The sequence below is a fragment of the Pseudomonas sp. FP2254 genome (assembly GCF_030687695.1).
GTDB classification, from domain to species: Bacteria; Pseudomonadota; Gammaproteobacteria; order Pseudomonadales; family Pseudomonadaceae; genus Aquipseudomonas; species Aquipseudomonas quebecensis.
The window spans coordinates 3,925,616-3,940,045 of sequence record NZ_CP117444.1 but is presented as its reverse complement, the minus strand read 5'-3'; the positions used below and the strand labels follow the sequence as shown (position 1 = coordinate 3,940,045).

The 14,430-nt window shown below is 63.9% G+C and carries 16 protein-coding genes and 1 riboswitch; of the genes, 14 read left to right on the top strand and 2 right to left on the bottom strand.

The genetic code is table 11. The annotated features are described in order from the left end of the window. Positions 1-32: 32 nt before the first annotated feature. Positions 33-1,346, bottom strand: coding sequence for a sorbosone dehydrogenase family protein (locus PSH94_RS18040; protein ID WP_305435511.1), 1,314 nt, complete (start codon positions 1,344-1,346; stop codon positions 33-35). A 99-nt stretch (positions 1,347-1,445) separates the two neighbouring features. Then, positions 1,446-1,700, top strand: a riboswitch (cobalamin riboswitch). Positions 1,701-1,778: 78 nt separating this feature from the next. Between PSH94_RS18040 and cobO the strand changes: the two genes are divergently transcribed. The 14 genes from cobO to PSH94_RS17970 are packed head-to-tail and all read left to right on the top strand — an operon-like array spanning position 1,779 to position 13,012. Continuing rightward, positions 1,779-2,390: a cob(I)yrinic acid a,c-diamide adenosyltransferase gene (cobO, locus tag PSH94_RS18035; RefSeq protein WP_181075938.1), complete on the top strand. Its 612-nt coding sequence runs from the start codon at positions 1,779-1,781 to the stop codon at positions 2,388-2,390. Further along, complete coding sequence (locus PSH94_RS18030; RefSeq protein ID WP_305435510.1) at positions 2,387-3,736, top strand: cobyrinate a,c-diamide synthase; 1,350 nt, start codon at positions 2,387-2,389, stop codon at positions 3,734-3,736. Before cobO ends, PSH94_RS18030 begins: the two co-directional genes overlap by 4 nt. Continuing rightward, on the top strand, positions 3,733-4,383 hold the full coding sequence (gene bluB, locus PSH94_RS18025; protein ID WP_181075934.1) for a 5,6-dimethylbenzimidazole synthase: 651 nt from the start codon (positions 3,733-3,735) through the stop codon (positions 4,381-4,383). The genes PSH94_RS18030 and bluB overlap by 4 nt, the downstream gene beginning before the upstream one ends. Beyond that, complete coding sequence (cbiB, locus tag PSH94_RS18020) at positions 4,380-5,288, top strand: adenosylcobinamide-phosphate synthase CbiB (protein ID WP_181075932.1); 909 nt, start codon at positions 4,380-4,382, stop codon at positions 5,286-5,288. Before bluB ends, cbiB begins: the two co-directional genes overlap by 4 nt. Beyond that, complete coding sequence (gene cobD / locus PSH94_RS18015) at positions 5,281-6,270, top strand: threonine-phosphate decarboxylase CobD (protein WP_285427968.1); 990 nt, start codon at positions 5,281-5,283, stop codon at positions 6,268-6,270. The genes cbiB and cobD overlap by 8 nt, the downstream gene beginning before the upstream one ends. Continuing rightward, positions 6,267-7,733, top strand: a complete 1,467-nt coding sequence (locus PSH94_RS18010; RefSeq protein ID WP_305435509.1) for a cobyric acid synthase — start codon at positions 6,267-6,269, stop codon at positions 7,731-7,733. Before cobD ends, PSH94_RS18010 begins: the two co-directional genes overlap by 4 nt. Beyond that, entirely contained in the window at positions 7,721-8,242 is a 522-nt protein-coding gene (gene cobU / locus PSH94_RS18005; RefSeq protein WP_305435508.1) for a bifunctional adenosylcobinamide kinase/adenosylcobinamide-phosphate guanylyltransferase, read from the top strand. The genes PSH94_RS18010 and cobU overlap by 13 nt, the downstream gene beginning before the upstream one ends. Continuing rightward, entirely contained in the window at positions 8,239-9,294 is a 1,056-nt protein-coding gene (cobT, locus tag PSH94_RS18000; protein WP_305435507.1) for a nicotinate-nucleotide--dimethylbenzimidazole phosphoribosyltransferase, read from the top strand. Before cobU ends, cobT begins: the two co-directional genes overlap by 4 nt. Further along, on the top strand, positions 9,291-9,866 hold the full coding sequence (gene cobC / locus PSH94_RS17995; protein ID WP_253508786.1) for an alpha-ribazole phosphatase family protein: 576 nt from the start codon (positions 9,291-9,293) through the stop codon (positions 9,864-9,866). The genes cobT and cobC overlap by 4 nt, the downstream gene beginning before the upstream one ends. Before the next feature lie 2 nt (positions 9,867-9,868). Then, complete coding sequence (locus tag PSH94_RS17990) at positions 9,869-10,597, top strand: adenosylcobinamide-GDP ribazoletransferase (protein ID WP_181075920.1); 729 nt, start codon at positions 9,869-9,871, stop codon at positions 10,595-10,597. Positions 10,598-10,639: 42 nt separating this feature from the next. Then, positions 10,640-11,044 carry a MarR family winged helix-turn-helix transcriptional regulator gene (locus tag PSH94_RS17985; protein WP_305435506.1) on the top strand — a complete coding sequence of 135 codons (405 nt, stop codon included), beginning with the start codon at positions 10,640-10,642 and terminating at the stop codon, positions 11,042-11,044. Positions 11,045-11,098: 54 nt separating this feature from the next. Further along, positions 11,099-12,307, top strand: coding sequence for an MFS transporter (locus PSH94_RS17980; RefSeq protein WP_370694734.1), 1,209 nt, complete (start codon positions 11,099-11,101; stop codon positions 12,305-12,307). After that, entirely contained in the window at positions 12,304-12,426 is a 123-nt protein-coding gene (locus PSH94_RS17975; RefSeq protein ID WP_258197626.1) for a hypothetical protein, read from the top strand. The genes PSH94_RS17980 and PSH94_RS17975 overlap by 4 nt, the downstream gene beginning before the upstream one ends. A 34-nt stretch (positions 12,427-12,460) precedes the next feature. Then, entirely contained in the window at positions 12,461-13,012 is a 552-nt protein-coding gene (locus tag PSH94_RS17970; RefSeq protein WP_181075916.1) for a glutathione peroxidase, read from the top strand. 66 nt (positions 13,013-13,078) lie between these two features. Here the strand turns inward: PSH94_RS17970 and PSH94_RS17965 are convergent, their stop codons facing one another. Then, positions 13,079-14,359 (bottom strand): OmpP1/FadL family transporter, encoded by a 1,281-nt coding sequence (locus PSH94_RS17965; protein ID WP_181075914.1) that lies wholly within the window; start codon positions 14,357-14,359, stop codon positions 13,079-13,081. Positions 14,360-14,430: the final 71 nt, after the last annotated feature.

Sequence of the window (14,430 nt, the reverse complement as noted above, 5' to 3'; positions counted from 1 at the left end):
GTGCAACGCCCTCCCACAGTTTTTCACAGCGCCTATCGAGCGGCCGACACCCGCCACACCTTATTCCCGGCATCATCGGCCACCAGCAAATCGCCTTGCCGATCAATCACCACGCCCACCGGCCGGCCCATGGCTTTCTCATCTTTATCGAGGAAGCCGGTCAGTACATCCAGCGGTTGCCCTTTGGGCTGGCCGCCCTCGAATGGCACGAAGATCACTTTGTAGCCGCTGTGGGGTTTGCGGTTCCACGAGCCGTGCTGGCCGATAAAGGCGCCGTTGCTGTAGGCGGCTGGCAACTTGCTGCCGTCGGCGAAGGTCAGGCCCAGAGAGGCGGTATGTGGCCCTACCGCGTAATCCGGGGCGATGGCCTTGGCCACCAGATCCGGGTTCTGCGGCGTGACGCGTTCGTCCACGTGCTGGCCGTAGTAGCTGAAAGGCCAGCCATAGAAAGCGCCGTCCTTGACCGAGGTGATGTAGTCCGGCACCAGGTCGCTGCCAATTTCGTCGCGCTCATTCACTGCGGTCCACAACTTGCCGCTCTGGGGTTCCCACGCCATGCCGTTGGGGTTGCGCAAGCCTGAGGCGAAGAGGCGGTGCTGGCCGCTGGCGCGGTCGACTTCCCAGATCGCGGCGCGGCCCTGTTCGGCCTCCAGGCCGTTTTCGCCGACGTTGCTGTTGGAGCCCACACTCACATACAACTGGTTGCCATCCTTGCTGGCCACCACGTTTTTCGTCCAATGGTGATTCAGCGGGCCGCCCGGCAGGTCCACGACTTTAGTGCCGGCTTGCTTGATCGCGGTTTCACCTGGCTGGTAGGGGAAACGCAGCAGTTTGTCCGAGTCGGCCACGTACAAGTCATTGCCCACCAGCGTCATGCCGAACGGCGAATTGAGGTTCTCCAGGAACACCGTACGGGTTTCGGCCACGCCGTCGTGGTCGGCATCGCGCAGCAGGGTGATGCGGTTCGGGCTGGGTACACCGGCGCCTGCGCGACTCATGACTTTTTCCATTACCCAGCCACGCACACCCTTCGAATCGTCCGGCTTGGGCGGTGCATTGGTTTCAGCTACCAGCACGTCGCCATTGGGCAATACGTACAGCCAGCGCGGGTGGTCCAGGCCTTCGGCAAAAGCACTCACCTGCAGGCCGGGTGCTGCGGTGGGCTGGACGCCCTCGGGCCAGCCGATGGCAGGGGCGATATTGACGGTGGGGATCAGCGTCTTGTTCGGTTCCGGCAGCTTAGGCGATGGCCCGGTGCCGTCGCTGATCTGCAACGTGGAGCTTTCGCCACAGGCGGCAAGAGTGCCGGCGAGCATGATCAGTAAGGCGAGTCTGGTTTTACGCATGGTGTTCTCCTTGATACCTGTAGGGATAGAGGAGGGCGCGGGTACGATGGTTCAAGTACAAGGCCGGCTTTAATTGACGCTCCACCCCCAACCCACTAACCTTCGCGGCTTGTTTCAGGTGCTCTGTGACCCAAGGGTCGACGGAGTGAAACAGGGAAGCCGGTGAGTGAGCGCACTTATACACAGTGCTGCCGCAATTCCGGCGCTGCCCCCGCAACGGTAAATGAGTCAAGACGCTGCCTTTGGCCACTGTATCGCGTGCGATATGGGAAGGCGCAGCGTGGGTCCGCTCCTGGTTCGCCAGGGTACGGCCACTTATGAGCCCGGAGACCGGCCTGGACCATTCAACAGCATCACGGTGGGCGATGCTTGGCTGTCTGATTGTGTTTTTTCCTGCCCGCCGTTTTTGTCCAGCCCCAACGGAGAGCTGCCATGACCGATTCCCCCGACCGCGACGAACGCCACCTGGCGCGCATGCTGCGCAAAAAAGCCGTGATCGACGAGCGCATCGCCAATTCCCCCAATCAGTGCGGTTTGCTGCTGGTACTGACCGGCAATGGCAAAGGCAAGAGCAGCTCGGCCTTCGGCATGCTGGCCCGGGCCATGGGCCACGGCATGCAATGCGGCGTGGTGCAGTTCATCAAGGGCCGCCACAGCACAGGCGAAGAGTTGTTCTTCCGACGCTTCCCCGAACAAGTGCGCTTTCACGTCATGGGCGAAGGCTTCACCTGGGAAACCCAGGACCGCCAACGCGACATCGCCGCCGCCGAGGCCGCTTGGGCCGTGTCCCGCGCGATGCTGCAAGACCCTGCCATCGGCCTGGTGGTGCTGGACGAACTGAACATCGCCCTCAAGCACGGTTATCTCGACCTGGACCAAGTGCTCAGTGACCTGCAAGCCCGCCCTCCGATGCAGCACGTGGTGGTCACCGGCCGTGGCGCCAAGCCCGAAATGATCGAGATGGGCGACACCGTCACCGAAATGGGCATGCTCAAACATGCCTTCCAGGCCGGTATCAAGGCACAGAAAGGCGTCGAACTTTGAATCAGCCCCGTCATTGCCCGGCGGTTCTGATCGCCGCACCGGCGTCCGGCCAGGGCAAAACCACGGTCACCGCCGCGCTGGCCCGTTTGCATCGCAACCTGGGGCGCAAGGTGCGCGTGTTCAAATGCGGCCCGGACTTCCTGGACCCGATGATCCACGAGCGCGCCAGCGGTGCGCCGGTGTACCAATTGGACATGTGGATGGTGGGCGAGCAGGAAAGTCGCCGTCTGCTGTGGGAAGCCGCCGGCGAGGCCGACTTGATCCTGATCGAAGGCGTGATGGGCCTGTTCGACGGCACACCTTCGAGCGCCGACCTGGCCCGGCATTTCGGCGTGCCGGTGCTGGGTGTGATCGACGGCACCGCCATGGCCCAGACCTTCGGCGCCCTGGCCCTGGGCCTGGCGCGCTACCAGCCGGACCTGCCGTTCGCCGGGGTGCTGGCCAACCGTGTCGGCACCCTGCGCCATGCGCAACTGCTCGAAGGCAGCCTTACCGAAGGCCTGCGCTGGTACGGCGCGCTGTCCCGCGAAACCGGGATCGAGCTGCCCAGCCGTCACCTGGGGCTGGTGCAGGCCAGCGAACTGAATGACCTCGACCTGCGCCTGGACGCTGCCGCCCAAGCCCTGGGCAGCAGTTGCGAAGTCGCGGTGCCGCCGCCGGTCACTTTCGCCGCGCCGACGATCGTGGAAGCCGAGCCGTTGCTGGCCGGTGTGCGCATCGCCGTGGCCCGCGACGAAGCTTTCGCGTTTACCTACGGCGCCAGCCTCGACCTCCTACGGGCGATGGGCGCCGTGTTGCACTTCTTCTCGCCGATCCACGACCGCGCACTGCCCGACGCCGACAGTCTCTACCTGCCCGGCGGTTACCCGGAGCTGCATCATCAGGCCCTGGCGCAAAACACCCCGATGCTGGCCGCGATCCGCGCCCACCACGCGGCCGGCAAACCGTTGCTCGCCGAGTGCGGCGGCATGTTGTATCTGCTGGACTCGCTCACCGATGTCGACGGCAATCGAGCCGAACTGGTCGGCCTGCTGCAGGGCGATGCCGTCATGCAGAAAAAACTCGCCGCCCTGGCCCTGCAAAGCGTCGAATTGCCCGAAGGCGTACTGCGTGGCCATACCTACCATCATTCCCTGACCAGCACGGAGTGGCAGCCGATTGCCCGTGGCCAAAGCCCGAACGGTGGGCGCGGTGCCGAGGCAGTCTTCCGACAGGGGCGGATGACTGCCTCTTACGTACACTTCTATTTCCCGTCGAATCCGACGGCGGTCGCCGCCTTGTTTGCCCCGGACCTGGCTGAAACCCCCTCCACTGTGGGAGGGGGCTTGCCCCCGATAGGGTCATGACCGACAACGCTTTCCCCCAGGCCGACCGCGACGCCGTCTACCGCGCCATCGCTGAGCGCCGCGACATGCGCCACTTCACCGGTGGCACCGTCGCTCCCCAATTGCTGCAGCGCCTGCTCCAGGCCGCGCACCAGGCGCCGAGTGTCGGCCTGATGCAGCCGTGGCGTTTTATCCGCATCAGCGACCGCGTGTTGCGTGGGCAGATTCAACAATTGGTGGAGGAAGAACGCGTGCGCACCGCCGAAGCGCTCGGCGAGCGTTCTGACGAGTTCATGCAGCTCAAGGTCGAAGGCATCCACGACTGCGCCGAAGTCCTGGTGGCGGCGCTGATGGAGGATCGTGAGCGGCATATCTTCGGTCGCCGCACCTTGCCGGAAATGGACATGGCTTCCCTGTCCTGTGCGATCCAGAACCTGTGGCTGGCGGCCCGCGTCGAAGGGCTGGGCATGGGCTGGGTCTCGTTGTTCGAGCCCCAGGCCCTGGCGGATCTTTTGGGGCTGCCCGCCGGTGCCAAGCCGCTTGCGGTGTTATGCCTGGGCCCGGTGGCCGAGTTTTACCCAGCACCGATGTTGCAGCTCGAAGGCTGGGCCGAGCCTCGACCGCTGAGTGACATGTTGTATGAAAATACGTGGGGAGTGAGTCGATGAGTGTGGCTTTGCTGTGTGTCGCCGCCGTGGCGTTGGATGCGCTGTTGGGCGAGCCCAGGCGTTGGCATCCGCTGGTGGCGTTCGGCAATTTTGCCGGGCGCATCGAGCAGCGTTTCAACAGCGGCGGGCGCGGCTGGCGCAGCCATGGGGTCACCGCCTGGGTGATCGTGGTGGTGCCGCTGACCCTGCTGGCCACGGCGTTGTCGTGGGCGCCTTATATCGGTTGGGTGCTGGAGATCCTCGCGCTGTACTGCGCCCTCGGCATGCGCAGCCTGGGCGAGCATGTGCTGCCCGTGGCCCAGGCGCTGCGCAGCGATGACCTGGCAGAAGCGCGCACGCGTGTGAGTTATCTGGTCAGCCGCCAGACCAGCGAACTGGACAGCACCGAAGTGGCCCGCGCCGCTACCGAGTCGGTACTCGAAAACGGCAGCGATGCCGTATTTGCCGCACTGTTCTGGTTTGTGGTGGCCGGGGTGCCTGGCGTGGTGCTGTACCGACTGAGCAACACCCTGGATGCCATGTGGGGCTATCGCAACGAACGCTTCGAACGGTTCGGCTGGGCGGCGGCAAAAATCGACGACGTGCTCAATTATATTCCGGCACGCCTGGTGGCGTTGACCTACGCCGTGCTCGGCAAAACCGGTCTGGCGCTCAAATGCTGGCGCACCCAGGGCCCGACCTGGGACAGCCCCAACGCCGGCCCGGTGATGGCGGCAGGCGCCGGTGCATTGGGCGTCGAGTTGGGCGGTGCAGCGATTTATCACGGCCAACTGCACCAACGCCCGCCACTGGGCGAAGGCCCGGCAGCGGACGCCGACGCCATCGAGCGGGGCTGGCAACTGGTGCAGCGCGGCGTATGGTTGTGGCTGCTGATCCTATGCGCGGGGGCGCAATTCTATGCTTGAACATGGCGGTCGACTGCGTAAGGCATCCATTCAATACGGGATCGCTGAGGCTAATTGGCTGGACTTGTCCAGCGGCCTCGCGCCCTGGCCCTGGCCGATCCCCGAAATCCCGCTGCGCGCCTGGGCACGCCTGCCGGAAACCGACGATGGTTTGGAGCAGGCCGCCAGCGCGTACTACGGCGCGGCTCACCTGTTGCCGGTGCCCGGTTCCCAGGCGGCGATCCAGTTGCTGCCGCGTCTGCGCCGGGCCGGCAAGGTCGGGGTGGTGTCGCCGTGCTACGCCGAACACGCTGAGGCCTGGCGTCGCGCCGGTTACGTGGTGCGCGAGGTGCAGGAGCAGGAAGTCGACTTTTTCCTCGACGGTCTCGATGTGCTGGTGGTGGTCAACCCCAACAACCCCACCGGCCTGAGCCTGAGCCCGCAACGCCTGTTGGATTGGCACGCGCGCCTGGCCCAGCGTGGTGGTTGGCTGGTGGTGGACGAAGCGTTCATGGATGTGACGCCGCACTTGAGCCTGGCCGGTCAAACCCATCTTGTCGGTTTGATCGTGCTGCGTTCGTTCGGCAAATTCTTCGGCCTGGCCGGCGTGCGACTGGGCTTTGTGCTGGCCGAGCGCAAATTGCTCAAGTTGCTCGCCGAGCAGGTCGGGCCATGGGCGGTCAGCGGCCCTACGCGGGTGGTGGGGCAAACCTGCCTGCGCGACACAGAAGGGCAGGCACGCCAGCGCGCGCGCTGCCTGGAGGCCGGCCAGCGCTTGTACGCATTGCTTGAACAACAGGGGTTCGAGCCCCACGGCGGCTGCGCGTTGTTCCAGTGGCTGATCACCCCGCATGCCGAGCGCATGCATGAATTCATGGCCCAGCGCGGCATCCTGTTGCGCTTGTTTGTTCACAACAGCAGCTTGCGCTTCGGCCTGCCCGACACCGAGGCCGACTGGCTGCGCCTCGATGAGGCCCTGGCTGCCTACAAGGCCCTTCCATGAGTACGCTGATGGTGCAAGGCACCACCTCCGACGCCGGCAAAAGCACGCTGGTGACTGCGCTGTGCCGCTGGCTGATCCGCCAGGGCGTCGCCGTCGCCCCGTTCAAACCGCAGAACATGGCGCTCAACAGCGCCGTGACCGCCGAGGGCGGCGAGATCGGCCGCGCCCAGGCCGTGCAGGCCCAGGCCGCGCGCCTGGCGCCCCACACCGACATGAACCCGGTGCTGCTCAAACCCAACAGCGATACCGGTTCTCAAGTGATCATCCATGGCCGTGCCGTCACGACCATGAACGCCGTGGCCTATCACGATTACAAAGCCATTGCCATGCAGGCCGTACTCGCCTCCCACGCGCGACTCAGCGCGGCTTACCCGGTGGTGATGGTGGAGGGCGCGGGCTCCCCGGCGGAGATCAACCTGCGCGCCAATGACATCGCCAACATGGGTTTCGCCGAAGCGGTGGACTGCCCGGTGCTGCTGATTGCCGATATCAACCGTGGCGGCGTGTTCGCGCACCTGGTGGGCACCCTGCAATTGCTCTCGCCCAGCGAACAGGCGCGGGTCAAGGGCTTTATCATCAACCGTTTTCGCGGCGACATCGCACTGTTGCAGCCCGGCCTCGACTGGCTGGAGGCGCACACCGGCAAACCGGTGGTCGGCGTCCTGCCCTATGTAATGGATCTGCACCTGGAAGCCGAGGACGGCATCGATCGGCGCCAGATCGACAAGGCCGCCCAGGTACTCAAAGTAGTTGTGCCGGTGCTGCCGCGCATCAGCAACCATACCGATTTCGACCCACTGCGCCTGCACCCCCAGGTGGACCTGCAATTTATCGGCCCTGGCCAACCGATCCCGGCCGCCGACCTGATCATCCTGCCGGGCTCCAAAAGCGTGCGCGCCGACCTCGCCTACCTGCGCACCAATGGCTGGGACAATGCCGTGGCGCGACACTTGCGCTACGGCGGCAAGGTGCTGGGCATCTGCGGCGGGCTGCAGATGCTCGGCGAGCAGGTGCATGACCCGCTGGGCCTGGAAGGGCCGCCCGGTTCCAGCGCCGGCCTGGGGCTGCTGGCGTTCAGCACCACCCTGGAAGAGGACAAGCAGTTGCGCAACGTGCGCGGGCGCTTGCTGCTGGAAGATGCCGAGGTCAACGGTTATGAGATCCATGCCGGGGTGACGTCCGGCGAAGCCCTGGCAAGCCCCGCCGTGCGCTTGGACGACGGGCGCCATGATGGCGCACGCAGTGCCGACGGGCAGATCTTCGGCACCTACCTGCATGGTTTGTTCGAAACGCCGGCCGCTTGCGGCGCATTGCTGCGCTGGGCCGGGCTGGCGCAGGTGCAGGCGGTGGATTATCACGCCCTGCGCGAGCGCGATATCGAGCGCCTGGCGGATCTGGTGGAGCAGCATTTGGATACCGATTTATTGCGCACCCTGTGTGGAGTGGCCCCATGCACCAACTGATCCTCGGCGGCGCCCGCTCCGGCAAAAGTCGCCTGGCGGAAACGCTCGCCACCGACAGCGCGTTGCCGGTTATCTATATCGCCACCAGTCAACCGCGGGACGGCGAAATGAACGCACGGGTGGCCTTGCATCGCCAGCGGCGTCCGGCGCACTGGGGCCTGATCGAAGAACCGATCGAGCTGTCGCGGGTGCTGCGCGAAAATGCCGCCACCGACCGCTGTCTGCTGGTGGATTGCCTGACCCTGTGGCTGACCAACCTGCTGATGCTCGAAGACTCCGAGCGCCTGGCGCTGGAACGCGACCACTTGCTTGAAACCCTGGCCACGCTGCCGGGGGAGATTATTTTTGTCAGCAACGAGACCGGTCTGGGTGTCGTGCCGCTGGGCGAATTGACTCGCCGCTACGTGGATGAAGTCGGTTGGCTGCATCAAGCCTTGGCCGAGCGGTGTCAGCGCGTGGTGCTGACGGTCGCCGGACTGCCCCTGACATTGAAAGGTATTGCGTTATGACTGACACCTGGTGGCTGGATCCCTGTAAGGCAGTCGACACCATCGCGTATGAAAACGCCTTGGCACGCCAGCAGCAATTGACCAAGCCCGCCGGTTCTCTCGGCCAGCTCGAAGCGGTGGCGGTGCAATTGGCCGGCCTGCAAGGCCAGGTCAAGCCGGTGGTGGATCAGCTGTGGATCGCAATCTTTGCCGGCGACCACGGCGTGGTAGCCGAGGGCGTGTCGGCGTTTCCCCAGGCGGTGACCGCACAAATGCTGCACAACTTTGTCAGCGGCGGCGCAGCCATCAGCGTATTGGCGCGGCAACTGCAGGCACGGTTGGAGGTGGTCGACCTGGGCACGGTGACACCCGCGCTGAACCTGCCCGGCGTACGTCACCTGAATATCGGCGCGGGTACCGCCAACTTCGTGCATGCCCCGGCGATGAGCGCCGCCCAAGGCCAACAGGCGTTGCAGGCCGGACGCGACAGCGCACGGCGCGCGTTGGAACTGGGCACGCAACTGTTTATCGGCGGTGAAATGGGCATCGGCAACACCACGGCGGCCAGCGCGCTGGCGTGTGCCTTGCTCGATTGCCGAGTCAGCGACCTGGCCGGGCCGGGCACTGGCTTGAATGCCCAGGGCGTCAGTCACAAGGTAGCGGTGATTGAACGCGCGTTGGCACGGCATGCTGCCGAGCGCGGCGATGTGTTGCAGACGCTGTTCAACCTCGGCGGCTTTGAAATCGCCGCGTTGGTGGGCGCTTATCTCGCCTGTGCCCAGGCCGGTATCGCCGTGCTGGTGGACGGTTTCATCTGCAGCGTCGCCGCACTGGTGGCCACGCGCTTGAATCCGGCCTGCCGCCCATGGCTGCTGTTTGGCCATCGCGGCGCCGAGCCAGGCCACCGCCATGTGCTGCAACACTTGGACGCGCAACCGCTGCTGGACATGGGCCTGCGCCTGGGCGAAGGCAGCGGCGCGGCACTGGCGGTGCCGTTGTTGCGCCTGGCCTGCGCACTGCACGGGCAAATGGCGACCTTCGCCGAAGCCGCCGTGGCGGATCGCCCCGCATGACCTTGCATCTGGACCTGCTGCGCCACGGTGAAACCGAACTGGGCGGCGGCCTGCGTGGCAGCCTGGACGACGCACTCACCGCCAACGGCTGGGCACAGATGCGCGCCGCCGTAGCGCAGCAGGGGCCCTGGGATCGTTTGATCAGTTCACCCCTGCAACGCTGCGCACGGTTTGCCGACGAGCTGGGGGCCCGGCTCAACCTGCCCGTGAGTCTGGAAAAGGACCTGCAGGAATTGCACTTCGGCGCGTGGGAAGGGCAGAGTGCCGCCGCACTGATGCAAACCGATGCCGACGGGCTCGGACGGTTCTGGGCCGACCCGTACAGCTTCACGCCGCCCGAGGGTGAAGCGGTTGAGGATTTTTCCCAGCGGGTTCTGGGTGCGGTCGCACGGCTGCATCGCGCGTATGCCGGTGAGCGCGTCCTGTTGATCAGTCATGGCGGGGTGATGCGTCTGCTGCTGGCGCGCGCACGAGGCCTGCCCCGTGAGCACCTGCTGAATGTCGAAGTCGGTCACGGTGGGTTGTTCAGCCTGCGTGTCGCGGCCGATGGCGTGTTGCGCGAAGGAGACTGACGATGTCGCCGTTCTGGATTGCCCTGCAGTTTCTGAGCAGCCTGCCGATTCGCCTGCCAGGCATGCCGCAGCCCCAGGAAATGGGACGTTCGCTGTTGTTTTACCCGGTGGTCGGTGGGTTGTTCGGTGTGCTGTTATGGGGGCTGAGCAGCGCATTGGCGGGCGCGCCGTTGCTGCTGCACGCGGCGCTGCTGCTGACTGCCTGGGTGCTGCTCAGCGGCGCCCTGCACCTGGACGGCCTGGCGGACAGCGCCGATGCCTGGCTGGGTGGCTTCGGCGATCGCGAGCGCACCCTCACCATCATGAAGGACCCGCGCAGCGGGCCGATTGCCGTGGTCACGCTGGGCCTGGTGCTGCTGCTCAAGTTCGCTGCGCTGGTGGCCTTGATCGAACAGCACAATACCGTCGCATTGATTCTGGCGCCGCTGATTGGCCGGGCGTCGATGCTCGCGTTATTCCTGACCACGCGTTATGTGCGTGCCGGCGGATTAGGCCAGGCATTGTCAGAGCATTTACCGAGGGCTGTCGGCCAACTGGTGTTGGTCCTCAGCGGCCTGGCCTGTGTGCTGATCGGCGGGTTCAGCGGCGCAATTGCCGTACTGCTGGCCGCCCTCGGGTTTGTGGCGCTGCGTCAGTTGATGGTCAGGCGCCTCGGCGGCACCACGGGCGACACCGCCGGCGCGTTACTGGAGCTGCTGGAAGTCGTCGTGCTGGTCGGCCTGGCGCTGTAACACTTTCTTGCATTTGTAGAATCGCGGGTATATACACGTTCCATGCTTTCCTCCCAATGTTTATGCACCAACCTGCGACGCGCCGCCCGTGGCGTCAGCAGGCACTACGACGGCGCTCTCGACGGCTTCGGGATCAACGTTGCCCAGTATTCTCTGCTGTGCAATCTGCAGCGTCTGGATCAACCCAGTATCTCCAGTCTGGCCGATGCGATGGGCCTGGATCGCAGTACGCTCGGCCGCAACCTGCGGGTGCTCGAAGGGGAAGGGTTAGTGCAATTGGTGGAGGGCGACGACCTGCGTAATCGCCTGGTGCAGTTGACGGCAGCCGGTGAAGCACGCCTGGCCGCCGCACTGCCGGCATGGGAAGCGGCGCAGCAGAAGTTGATCGATAAACTGGGCGCGCAAAAACGCGAGACCCTGTTGGCCTTGCTGGACGAACTCGCCTGAGCGCGGGTTTGTTCGATGACAAGCGGGTATATACCCGCGTACGGAGAATAAGAAATGACCTCGATGTGGCGCACCAGTGGCTGGGTTCTTGTGGGGAGTGCGCTGATCCTGGCGCTGTCGTTGGGCGTGCGTCACGGATTCGGCCTGTTTCTCGCGCCGATGAGTTCCGAGTTCGGTTGGGGCCGTGAAACGTTTGCGTTCGCCATTGCCTTGCAAAACCTGATCTGGGGCCTGGCGCAGCCGTTCACCGGTGCCCTGGCCGACCGTTTCGGCGCGACCAAGGCCGTGTTCGTCGGTGGGGTCTTGTACGCCGCTGGCCTGGTGTTGATGGGCATGTCCGATTCGGCGTGGTCGCTGTCGCTGAGCGCAGGCCTGCTGATCGGGATTGGCCTGTCAGGCACCTCGTTCTCGGTGATCCTGGGCGTGGTGGGCCGCGCCGTGGCGCCGGAGAAGCGCAGCATGGCCATGGGCATCGCCAGCGCAGCCGGGTCTTTTGGTCAGTTCGCCATGGTCCCGGGCACCTTGGGCCTGATCAGCTGGTTGGGCTGGTCGGCCGCGCTGTTGGCGCTGGGCTTGATGGTGGCGCTGATTCTGCCGCTGGTCGGCATGCTCAAGGATCGTCCGCTGCCGGTCACGGCCGGCCAGCAGACCCTGGCTGAGGCGCTCAAGGAAGCCTGCTCCCACTCCGGTTTCTGGCTGCTGGCCTTCGGTTTTTTTGTCTGTGGTTTCCAGGTGGTGTTTATCGGGGTGCACCTGCCGGCCTACCTGGTGGACCAACACCTGCCGGCCACGGTCGGCACCACGGTGTTGGCGCTGATTGGGCTGTTCAATATCTTCGGCACCTACACCGCCGGCTGGCTTGGTGGGCGCATGTCCAAGCCGCGCCTGCTGACGGCTTTGTACCTGCTGCGGGCGGTGGTGATCGTGCTGTTTCTGTGGGCGCCGGTCACAGAGCTCTCGGCTTACCTGTTCGGCATGGCCATGGGCTTTTTGTGGCTGTCCACCGTGCCGCTGACCAACGGCACGGTCGCGACGCTGTTTGGTGTACGAAACCTGTCCATGCTCGGCGGGATCGTGTTCCTGTTTCACCAGCTCGGTTCATTCCTCGGCGGCTGGTTGGGCGGGGTGGTCTATGATCGAACCGGCAACTACGATTTGATCTGGCAGATGGCGATTCTATTGAGCCTGCTCGCCGCGGCCTTGAACTGGCCGGTGCGCGAGCGTCCGGTGGCGCGCTTGCAGGCGCAGATGGAGGCGGCATGAGTTCAACCTGGTATTGGCTCGGCGGCGCAGCAGCCATGGCGCTGTTGCTGGCGCTGGCCTGGTGGGGCTGGCAGCGCGGCGGCCTGGCGTTGATGCAACTGGGCATGTCGATCTGTTAAGTTCGATCCCTGAATTCTTAAAAGGACATTTCCCATGCAGATGCGCTGGCTTGCAGTACCCGTGCTGATGGCTGCCTTTGGCGGCATAGCGTTGGCAGCCGACTGTCCACCCTTGCTGGAAGGCCAATTGCCCAAGTTGCGCGCCAAGGAGTCCATCGACCTGTGCCAGCGCTTTGCCGGCAAGCCGCTGGTGATCGTCAACACCGCGAGCTTCTGTGGGTTCGCCCCGCAATTCAAAGGTCTTGAGGCGTTGTACCAGCGTTACAAGGATCAGGGCCTGGAGGTGATTGGCGTGCCTTCCGATGACTTCAAGCAGGAAGCCAAGACGGGTGAAGAGACGGCTAAGGTCTGCTACGTCAATTACGGCGTGACCTTCACCATGACTGAACCGCAGAAGGTCAAGGGCCCGGACGCGGTGCACTTGTTCAAGGTGCTGGCACAGCAGAGTAATGCACCGAAATGGAATTTCTATAAATACGTGATCGACCGACAGGGCAAGGTGATCGCCGATTTTTCCAGCCTGACCAAGCCGGACAGCCCGGATCTGATCGAGGCGGTGGAGAAAGCACTGGCTTCCAAACCCTGATCGACACCCATTGAAAAGCCCCGCCTCCTTTGCAGGAGAGCGGGGCTTTTTTACGCCTCGGTGAAATCAGAAGCGATAGGTCATGCCCAGGCCAAAACCATTGGCGCTGTTTTCGTACTTGGCGTTGTAGCTGGCCAGTTGGTTGGAGCGCGCAACCTTGACGTCTTCTTCCTTCAGGTAGGAGTAGGCCACGTCGATCGTCATGTTCGGCATGACTTCATAGCCCAGGCCCAGGCTGAAGATAGTACGGTCACCGGTAGGAATACGCGGCGAACGATCAGTGTTGTTGGTCGGCGATTGGTCGAACGTCAGGCCGGTACGCAGTACCACCTGCTTGGTCAACTGATACGAAGTACCCACGGCGTAGGCCCAGGTATCGTGCCAGTTCTGTTCTTCCTTGATGGTGCTGACCAGGGACGGGGCGAGCAGGCCGCCGCTCGCGCCACCGACAACGCCTTCGTTCTTGACCGTAATGTCCTTCAGGCGGCTCCAGCGGGTCCAGGTTGCACCGGCGTAGAGTTTCCAGGCATCGGTCAGGTCTTGAGTGACCGACAGGTCGTAGGACTCAGGCGTATCGATCTTCAGGGAGGCGTCATAACGGTTGCTGCGCAACAGGCCCGAAGTCACGGTAGGTGCGCTTACCTCGGTGTGGCCGTCCAGCTTGTAGCTGACCTTGGAGTGATAGGTCAGACCCACTCGCGTGGTATCGGTGGCTTGTACCAGCACGCCGACGTTAAAGCCCAGCGCGGTGTCGTCACCTTTGATCTTGATGTTGGTATCGGGCGCCGCCGGGTTGAACGACAGGTCCGATTCCAGGGTACCGGCGATGCGGTTGATGGTCGGGCCAAAACCTACCGAGACGCGATCATTGAAGGCGTAGCTGACGGTAGGTTGCAGGGTGATAACCTTGACTTCGCTGTTGCTGCCGAAGCTGCGGCCCTGGAAGCCTCTTTCGTAGTCGGTCACCAGGCCGAACGGGGCGTATACGCCAAAACCGACAGCCCACTGATCGTTGAGTTTATTGGTGTAGAAACCGAAAGGCACGGCGGTGAAAGGCACCATGTCGCCTTTGTTGCTGCCGCGGGAACGGCCGCTGACATCGCTGATATCGGTGGAGGCATCAATGGCTGCTACGCCGCCGGTGATTTGCTGGCCATTCAGGCGCGCCATACCGGCAGGGTTGCCGTACACAGTGCTTGCATCATCGGCAGAAGAAGAGCGACCTGCGAAACCCGTACCCATCCCGCTGACGCTCTGTTCGTTGAGTGCGAAACCGCTTGCAAACAGGTGGGAGGATGCCATGGCAACGGCGAGGCTAAGTGTGGTCTTGAGCATTACTTTTTTCATTATTAGAACTCCGTGGTGATCACCGCTGCGGAAAGTATCAATAAATTTAACATCGCGCTATAGGCTGTAAT